Origin of the sequence: Mycobacterium sp. (genome assembly GCF_036488105.1) — a bacterium.
Lineage (GTDB): Bacteria > Actinomycetota > Actinomycetes > Mycobacteriales > Mycobacteriaceae > Mycobacterium.
Window position 1 is genome coordinate 1 of the sequence record NZ_DASXHW010000199.1, and the last position, 7,542, is coordinate 7,542.

General features: G+C 66.5%; 8 protein-coding genes. 2 read left to right on the forward strand and 6 right to left on the reverse strand.

Features of this window, described 5'->3' with window-relative positions; translation table 11 throughout:
* From VGH54_RS10750 to VGH54_RS10760, 3 genes are all read right to left on the reverse strand, one after another.
* A partial coding sequence (locus VGH54_RS10750; protein WP_414688687.1) for a class I SAM-dependent methyltransferase occupies positions 1-601 on the reverse strand: 601 nt, incomplete at its 3' end.
* Positions 602-627: 26 nt separating this feature from the next.
* Entirely contained in the window at positions 628-1,338 is a 711-nt protein-coding gene (locus VGH54_RS10755; protein ID WP_331511960.1) for a TetR/AcrR family transcriptional regulator, read from the reverse strand.
* The gene (locus tag VGH54_RS10760; RefSeq protein ID WP_331511961.1) at positions 1,328-3,703 is read right to left on the reverse strand and encodes an MMPL family transporter; all 2,376 of its coding nucleotides are present in this window, start codon (positions 3,701-3,703) and stop codon (positions 1,328-1,330) included. The genes VGH54_RS10755 and VGH54_RS10760 overlap by 11 nt, the downstream gene beginning before the upstream one ends.
* A gap of 303 nt (positions 3,704-4,006) precedes the next feature.
* On the opposite strand from VGH54_RS10760, the gene VGH54_RS10765 reads away from it, so the two are divergent.
* The gene (locus tag VGH54_RS10765; RefSeq protein ID WP_331511962.1) at positions 4,007-4,138 is read left to right on the forward strand and encodes a hypothetical protein; all 132 of its coding nucleotides are present in this window, start codon (positions 4,007-4,009) and stop codon (positions 4,136-4,138) included.
* Positions 4,139-4,271: 133 nt separating this feature from the next.
* Here VGH54_RS10765 and VGH54_RS10770 read toward each other — a convergent pair whose 3' ends face one another.
* Positions 4,272-5,024: a 3-hydroxyacyl-CoA dehydrogenase gene (locus tag VGH54_RS10770; protein ID WP_331511963.1), complete on the reverse strand. Its 753-nt coding sequence runs from the start codon at positions 5,022-5,024 to the stop codon at positions 4,272-4,274.
* A 100-nt stretch (positions 5,025-5,124) separates the two neighbouring features.
* Positions 5,125-6,198, reverse strand: coding sequence for a CaiB/BaiF CoA-transferase family protein (locus VGH54_RS10775; RefSeq protein WP_331511964.1), 1,074 nt, complete (start codon positions 6,196-6,198; stop codon positions 5,125-5,127).
* A 142-nt stretch (positions 6,199-6,340) separates the two neighbouring features.
* Here VGH54_RS10775 and VGH54_RS10780 point away from each other — a divergent pair, with 142 nt between their 5' ends.
* Positions 6,341-7,153, forward strand: a complete 813-nt coding sequence (locus VGH54_RS10780) for an enoyl-CoA hydratase (RefSeq protein ID WP_331511965.1) — start codon at positions 6,341-6,343, stop codon at positions 7,151-7,153.
* A gap of 4 nt (positions 7,154-7,157) precedes the next feature.
* Here the strand turns inward: VGH54_RS10780 and VGH54_RS10785 are convergent.
* A partial coding sequence (locus VGH54_RS10785; protein WP_331511966.1) for a CPBP family intramembrane glutamic endopeptidase occupies positions 7,158-7,542 on the reverse strand: 385 nt, incomplete at its 5' end.

A 7,542-nucleotide genomic window follows, 5' to 3' on the forward strand; every position in this document is an offset into this window, starting at 1 on the left:
GCAGCGGCACCCAGGCCGCAAAAGCCTGTTCGGTTCGGACCTTGTCGACGTCGAACCCCGCGGCCCGGATTGCCTGCTCGGTGTCGCGGTGAGTGTGGCAGTTACCCGCCAGCCGCGGCCATATCGTCGCGTCGACCAGTTGCTGGAATCGGCCCCGGATTCCACGGCTGGCAACATGCTCCAGATAACGCAGCTCGCCGCCCGGCCTCAGCAACGAAAACAGGCGCCGCAGAACCGATTCGGGCTCGGCCACCGAGCACAGCACCAGCGAGCACACCACCGCGTCAAATGCCTCGTCGGCCGCGAAACTCTCTACCGTCCGATTGGTGACCTCGAGCGGAACGGCCGCACCGGCAGCCGCTTCCCGGGCCAGTCCGACCAGACGTTGCTCGGGCTCGACCGCGATGACCTGCGCGACAGAATCTGGGTAGAGCTCGAAATTGGTTCCGGTGCCCGCACCCACCTCGAGCACCCGGCCCGACAGCCCGGCCAGGTTCTCCCGGCGGAGTTCCCGCATCTGCTCGGTCTCGTGTGCGGCGATAGCCGGCCAGATGCGTGCGAAGAACGGATGGTCGACGGTGTCCGCGGTCGATGACGTCATGGCTGCCAGCCTTTCGCAAGCGGTTACTAGGAAGATCCTCGCACCGCAGACTTGAGCGCCGTCAACTGCTCCACCACTTGGTCGGGAGTGCCATCGACCTCGACCAGTCCGCCGACCATGTGGCCCAAAAAGACGGCACGGAGCACCCGGTCGGTGAACGCCTCGGCATCGCCGAACGGCAAGTGCGGCTTGGCGATCAGCATTGAGGCCGCGCCGTGCGCGGCGCTCCACAGTTCCAGGGCGACCGCGGCCGCGTCGCCGCGCGGGAACACGCCCTCGTGCATCAATATGCCGATGGTGGCGCACATGTGCGCAAAGGCCGAGCTGGCCAGCGCGGAGTCGACATTGCTGCCGGATCGCCATTCGCCCATCGTGGCGATCCGGTAGAGCTCGGGGTTTTCGATGGCGAACCGGACGTAGGCCAGCCCCTGGGCTCGCAACACTTCCACGGTGGACGACTGCGCTGCGGACACCCGCTGCATCTCCTCGTCGAGCTTCTCGAAGTAGCGCGCGCACACCGCATCCAGCAGTGCGTCTTTGTCGTGGAAATGCAGGTAGATCGATGGTGGCGTCACGCCGACACGTTCAGCCACCGAGCGGATCGACACGGCTTTGGCGTGCCCGGTATACAACAGGAGTTCGGTTGCCGCATCGAGGATTTCGTCGCGCAGCAGATCGCCGGATCCTCGCGGGGCGCGCCGCCGGCGAAGACTGTCCGTCGGCGAGCTAACGACCATTGGCAACCGTCGTGGTAGTAAATGCGGCCATGCCAGTGCCGGCCGGGACCGCGTCGGGTCGACGGTGTCGGCCGCCGGCAGGGTCGGCAGCCACCGGCAGCGGCTCGGATCCCGCCTCGCTGATGCCGAACCGCTCGTGCAGCCGCATCAGCGGTCCGGGTGCCCACCAACTCCATCGGCCCAGAAGATGCATGAACGCCGGCACCAGCACCATCCGCACCAACGTCGCGTCGGCCAGCACGGCCAGGGTCAGGCCGAGACCGAACATCCGCATGAAGGACACCTGCGCAGCGATCAACGCGGCGAACGAAATCGACATGACCAACGCAGCTGCGGTGACCACCCGGCCGGTGCGCGCCAACCCGAGCGCGACGCTCTCGTCGTTGTCGGCGCGTTTGGCCTTGTTGTCCGCCGCGGCGGATCGCGACGCGGTCGCAGTCAACCAGTACTCGCGAATCCTGGAGACCAGGAACACCTCGTAATCCATCGACAGGCCGAAGGCGACACAGAACAACAGCACCGGGATATTGGCCACCAACGTGCCGCTCTGCGTGGTGCCCAGCGCGCCGAGGTGGCCGTCCTGGAAGATCCACACCAGCGCGCCGAATGCTGCCGTCAACGATAAAACGTTGCACACCAATGCCTTCAACGGCAGCAGCACACTGCCGGTGAGCAGGAACAACAGCGCAAAGGCGATGATACCGATGAGACCCAACACCACCGGCAGCTGATTAGTGATCGCGTCCACGCTATCGCGGTTGAGCTGCGCCTGCCCGGCCATCTGTACCGACCGGCCAGCCGGACCGGGCACGGCGTGCAACCGGTCGAGCTGGGCGTCGGAGGCTTGGGAGAAGAGCGGCGCGGTGGTGGCGATCGTCAGAAACGCGCTGTCATGCGCGATCCCGGTGGCCGCCGACGGCGGTCCGACCTGCCTGCCGTGGGCGAACGTTCCGCTCGGCGCCGACACCGCGGTCACGTCGGCCACCCGCGACAGGTCGGCGGCGTAACGGCTGAGGTCGCCCGGACGTACCCCTCGAACGTCCGGGACGACAACAGACACCGCGGTCGCCGAGTCATCGGCGAAATCGCGACGCAGCTGATCACCGACCGCATGGGCCGAAGCCGACTTCGGCAGCACCCGGTCGTCGGGCATACCCCACTTCACCCCGAGGAACGGCAGCCCGAGCATCAGCAACAGCGCGACCACCACCAAGCCGATCGGCACCGCGAATCGCATCACGAACTTCGTCGACCGGTACCAAAACAGCCGTTCGACCGGTTTGTGCACCGGGTCGGGCCGGCCGAGTATCCGGCGGCCGAGCTTGCGGACGTCCAGCGCATCCAGCCGCGGCCCGAGCAGCACGATCGCCGCGGGTGTCACGACGATCGCGGCCACCGCGACGAACGCGACCGTGGCCACGCCCGCATACGCGAACGACTTCAGGAAGTACATCGGGAACAGCACCATCACCGCCATCGACAACGCGACGGTGGTCGCCGAGAACAGCACGGTGCGACCGGCGGTGGCCATGGTCCGGATCAGCGCCTGGTTCGGGTCGCTGCCGTCGTCCAGCTCGTCGCGATAGCGGCTGATGATCAGCAGGGTGTAGTCGATGGCCAGGGCCAGCCCCATCGCGCTACTCAGGTTCAGCGCATAGGTCGACACGTCGGTGCTGAAGCTGATCAGGCGCAGCACCGACATCGATCCGACGATGGCCAGCCCGCCCAGGCAGATCGGCAGCGCCGCGGTCAGCAGGCCACCGAAAACCCAGACCAGCACCAGAAAGCTCAGCGGGATGGCCAGCGACTCCATCAGCAACAGGTCACGCTCATTTTGACGGTTGATCTGGTCGTACACCATCGCCGTTCCGCCGGCGCGAACCGTCACGCCGTCGCGGTCGTGCACAACCCGCGCCGCGATGCTCTTGGCGTACTTCTGCGCGCTGTTCTCGCCGCCTTTGAGGTTGGCGACGATCAGCCCGGATTTGCCGTCCTTGCTCACCAAGTCGGCGGCGAGGTGCGGTGGACGAGCCGTCGGGCCCGTCCACGCCGAGACCACGTTGTACACCCCGGAAGACCCCTGCACCTGCGCGACGATGTCGGTCGCGACGCTGCGGGCTTGAGCGCTCTGCGCGCCGTTCGGGGCGGTCAGCAGGATGACGAACTGCTGATCGCTCTGGCCGAACTTGTCGGTCAGCAGCTTGATCGCCTGCGCCGACTCCGCGGCCGGATCCTGAAAGCCGCCGGCGGAGAGGCTCTTGGCCACCGGGATTCCGAAGACTGCGGCCGCCACCAAGACAAGCGCGGCCACCGCGAGAATGCGCCGAGGGGCAGCGATGGCAAGGCGGGCAATCCGCTGCAGCATGCGTGTCCCTCCGCTGTAATATCGTTGCTAACTTAGCAGTGGTAAGTTACTATCGCAACGCTTTGGCGGCATATTGACGCCTCTCTAATGAGAACGAGACCGATGCCCGCGCTGGTTCAACGCGGCACGCGATAGCCAGGACATTTTCGGAGCTTATGCGGTTACACGTCTGCCCAATAGCTCAGTTCCAACCATCCGGACGCCGCGTCCGGACGCCGGGGCCCTACCCGGCGGTAACAATTGCCACGATTTTCCGAATCGTGACTCAAAGATTCCTTAAACGTTGCCCATACGCTCATCTACATGTGGATCGATGACTCCAGTGCCGACGTGATCAAAGCTGATTTCGAGGCTCTCTACCACGGCGATGTGCTCGTAGAGGGTGAGTGCTCGGAGCAGTTGGAAGACTGGCACCCGCTTTCCACCGCGAGCTGATTCGCGGCAACGCACGCTGTTAGCCAGCAGCGTGCCGCTGACGAGGTGAATGTCAGCCTCTTTCGCACCTTCGGCGTTGCCCCATTTGTGAAGCAGCCCCCGCCACCACGGCGGGGGCCTTTTCGTCGGCTGGTTACCGCGGCGCCATCCGGATCGCGCCGTCCAGCCGGATGACCTCGCCGTTGAGCATCGGGTTCTCGACGATGTGCACCGCAAGTGCGCCGTACTCGTCGGGATCTCCCAGCCGGCTGGGGTGCGGCACCTGCTTGCCCAGCGACTCCCGGGCCGGCTCAGGCAGGCCGGCCAATAGCGGGGTGTCGAACAAACCGGGAGCGATCGTCATGACTCGGATGCCTTTACTGGCCAGGTCGCGTGCGATCGGCAGGGTCATGCCGACAACGCCGCCCTTGGACGCCGAGTACGCGGCCTGACCGATCTGGCCATCGAAAGCAGCCACTGACGCGGTGTTGATGATGACACCGCGCTCCTCCCCGACCAGGTCGTGTTGGGCGATCCGCTCGGCGCCGAGCCGCAGCACGTTGAACGTGCCGATCAGGTTGATCTCCACGACTTTGCGGAATGCCTCCAGCGGGAAAGCGCCGTCCTTTCCTAGCGTCTTGATGGCATTGCCGGTGCCGGCGCAGTTGATCACAATGCGCAGTGGCCCAAGCGATTCGGCGATATCGAGCGCCGCAGTGACCGCCTTCTCGTCGGTGACGTCGGCCGGCGCGAAACGCGCACGGTCACCCAGCTCGCGGACCACGTCCTCACCCTTGAGGTCGAGCACGACCACCTGCGCGCCGGCATCGAGCAGCCGCCGGGTGGTGGCAAGGCCCAGTCCGGACGCCCCGCCGGTGACGAGAGCTACGGCATCGGTGATCTCCACGCACACTTCCTTTCAAATTGGTCAGGCTTTCACAAGGGTCAGGCCTTCAGTCCGGTCATGCCTCTCCCCTGCGGCGAGCCGACCTACTGGTTGGCCGGGACTATACCCAGTCGTTGAGGACGGTTTCGGTGTCGGCTCCCGGCTGCCCCGGCGGCCGCGGCACATCCGGCGACGAGCGGGAGAAACGAGGCGCCGGCAACGGCTGGAGCCCGCCGCCGGTTTGGTAGAAGGTGTTCCGCTCGGTGATGTGCGGCTCGGTCTCGACCTCGCCGAAAGCCAGGATCGGCGTCACGCAGGCGTCGGAGTCGGCGAACACCTTGGCCCAGTGATCGCGGTCGCGGCTGGCGAACACCTCGGTGAACTTCGCGCGCAGCTCTGGCCAGCGACTGCGGTCGTTCTGCGCCGGCAGGTCCGCGGGGTCCAGGCCGAGTCCGGCCAGCATCGCCGCATAGAATTGTGACTCGATGGCGCCCACCGACACGTACCGGCCGTCGGCACATTCGTAGGTGTCGTAGTAGGGCGCTCCGGTGTCGAGCATGTTGGTGCCACGCTCGTCGGTCCACAGCCCCAATGCGCGCATCCCCCACATCATCTGCACCAGCACCGAAGACCCGTCGATCATCGCCGCGTCGACGACCTGGCCCTTGCCGGACGTCTGCCGCTCGAACAGTGCAGAAAGAATGCCGAGCAGCAGGAACATCGACCCGCCGCCGAAGTCGCCAACCAGGTTCAGCGGCGGAACCGGCCGCTCGTTGACCCGGCCGATGGCGTGCAGCACGCCGTTGAGTGAGATGTAGTTGATGTCGTGGCCGGCCTGCTTACTGCGTGGGCCGGTCTGCCCCCAGCCGGTCATCCGGCCGTAGATCAGCCGCTCGTTGACCTTGGCGCAGTCTTCCGGGCCCAACCCCATCCGTTCGGTGACACCGGGCCGGTATCCCTCGATCAGCACGTCGGCCTTGGCGACGAGCTTGAGCACCAGCGCACGCCCCTCGTCGGACTTCAGGTCGGCGATGACGAACCTGCGGTTGCGCAGCATCGGGTCGGAGCCGGTGGCGCCGGGCCGGTCGATGCGCACGACGTCGGCACCGAGATCGCCGAGAATCATCGCGGCGTGCGGGCCCGGCCCGATTCCGGCGAGTTCGATGACTCGCAAACCTGTCAGCGGTCCCGCCATACCAACCGACCTCCTTGTCGATACCAGTGCCGTGGCGATCGCAAGCTCGGCGAAGCCGGGCGCGGCGGGTCGCCACCGTATTCCTTGCATCTTGGCAGTCGGCCTGACCGACGTTGCACCCCGGTGGCTTACAGTCGAGCCCATGACCGCCATCGACTCCGGAATCGACACCCTCGCACCCGTCGACGGCCTCGCCGTCACATTGGCCGACGGTGTGCTGTCGGTGACGATCGATCGTCCGGACAGCCTGAATTCGCTGACGCTGCCGGTGTTCCTCGGACTCGCCGACGCAATGGAACACGCGGCCCACGATCCGCGGGTGAAAGTCGTGCGGCTCGGCGGCGCCGGCCGCGGGTTCTGCTCCGGAGCGGGAATGAGCGCCGACGACGTGGCGGGTGCCGGCCCCGGCGACGAGCTCATCCTGGCGGCCAACCGGGTGGTCCGGGCGATCACCGCGCTGCCGCGCCCGGTCGTCGCGGTTGTTCAGGGAGCAGCGGCCGGCGTCGGCGTCTCGCTGGCTCTGGCCTGCGATCTGGTATTGGCTTCGGACAAAGCGTTTTTCCTGCTCGCCTTCACCAAGATCGGCCTGATGCCCGACGGTGGGGCCTCGGCGCTGATCGCCGCGGCGATCGGCCGGATCGGCGCGATGCGGATGGCGCTGCTGGCCGAGCGGCTACCCGCCGCCGACGCATTGGCGTGCGGACTGGTCAGCGCCGTCTACCCGGCCGACGACTTCGACGCCGAGGTGGACAAGGTGGTGTCCGGGCTGCTGAACGGACCGGCCGTGGCGTTCGCCAAGACCAAGGCCGCGATCAACGCAGCCACCCTGACCGAGCTGGAGCCGACCCTTCAGCGCGAACTCGAGGGTCAGTCCGCGCTGCTACAGTCACACGACTTCCGCGAGGGCGCAAGGGCTTTCCAGCAGCGTCGGACGCCCGACTTCAGCGACGGCTGAGCGCTCACAACCCGAACAGCGGCGGCAGCCCCAGTAGCACGACCAGGGTCCAGACGAAGTGGGTCAGGATCGGCGCCAACACCCCGCCGGTCGCGCGACGCTCGAATGCGCAGACCGTGCCGAGGAAGATCGCGGCGAAGGCGAGCATCGGGTTTCGGCTGCTCGCCAGGGTGGCGATCACGTAGATCACAGTCGAGATCAGCAACGGGTGGTGCCGACCGAGCGCGGTATAGAGCGCGCCGCGGTAAAACATCTCTTCGCCGACGGCAGCCAGCAGCGCCACGGCCATGGTCAGCCGCCACGATCCCTGGTTGCTGTACTGCAGCAATCGGGTGATCAGCTCGGCGACGACCGGAATCTCGCGGGCGATCAAACCGCCGACTATGAAG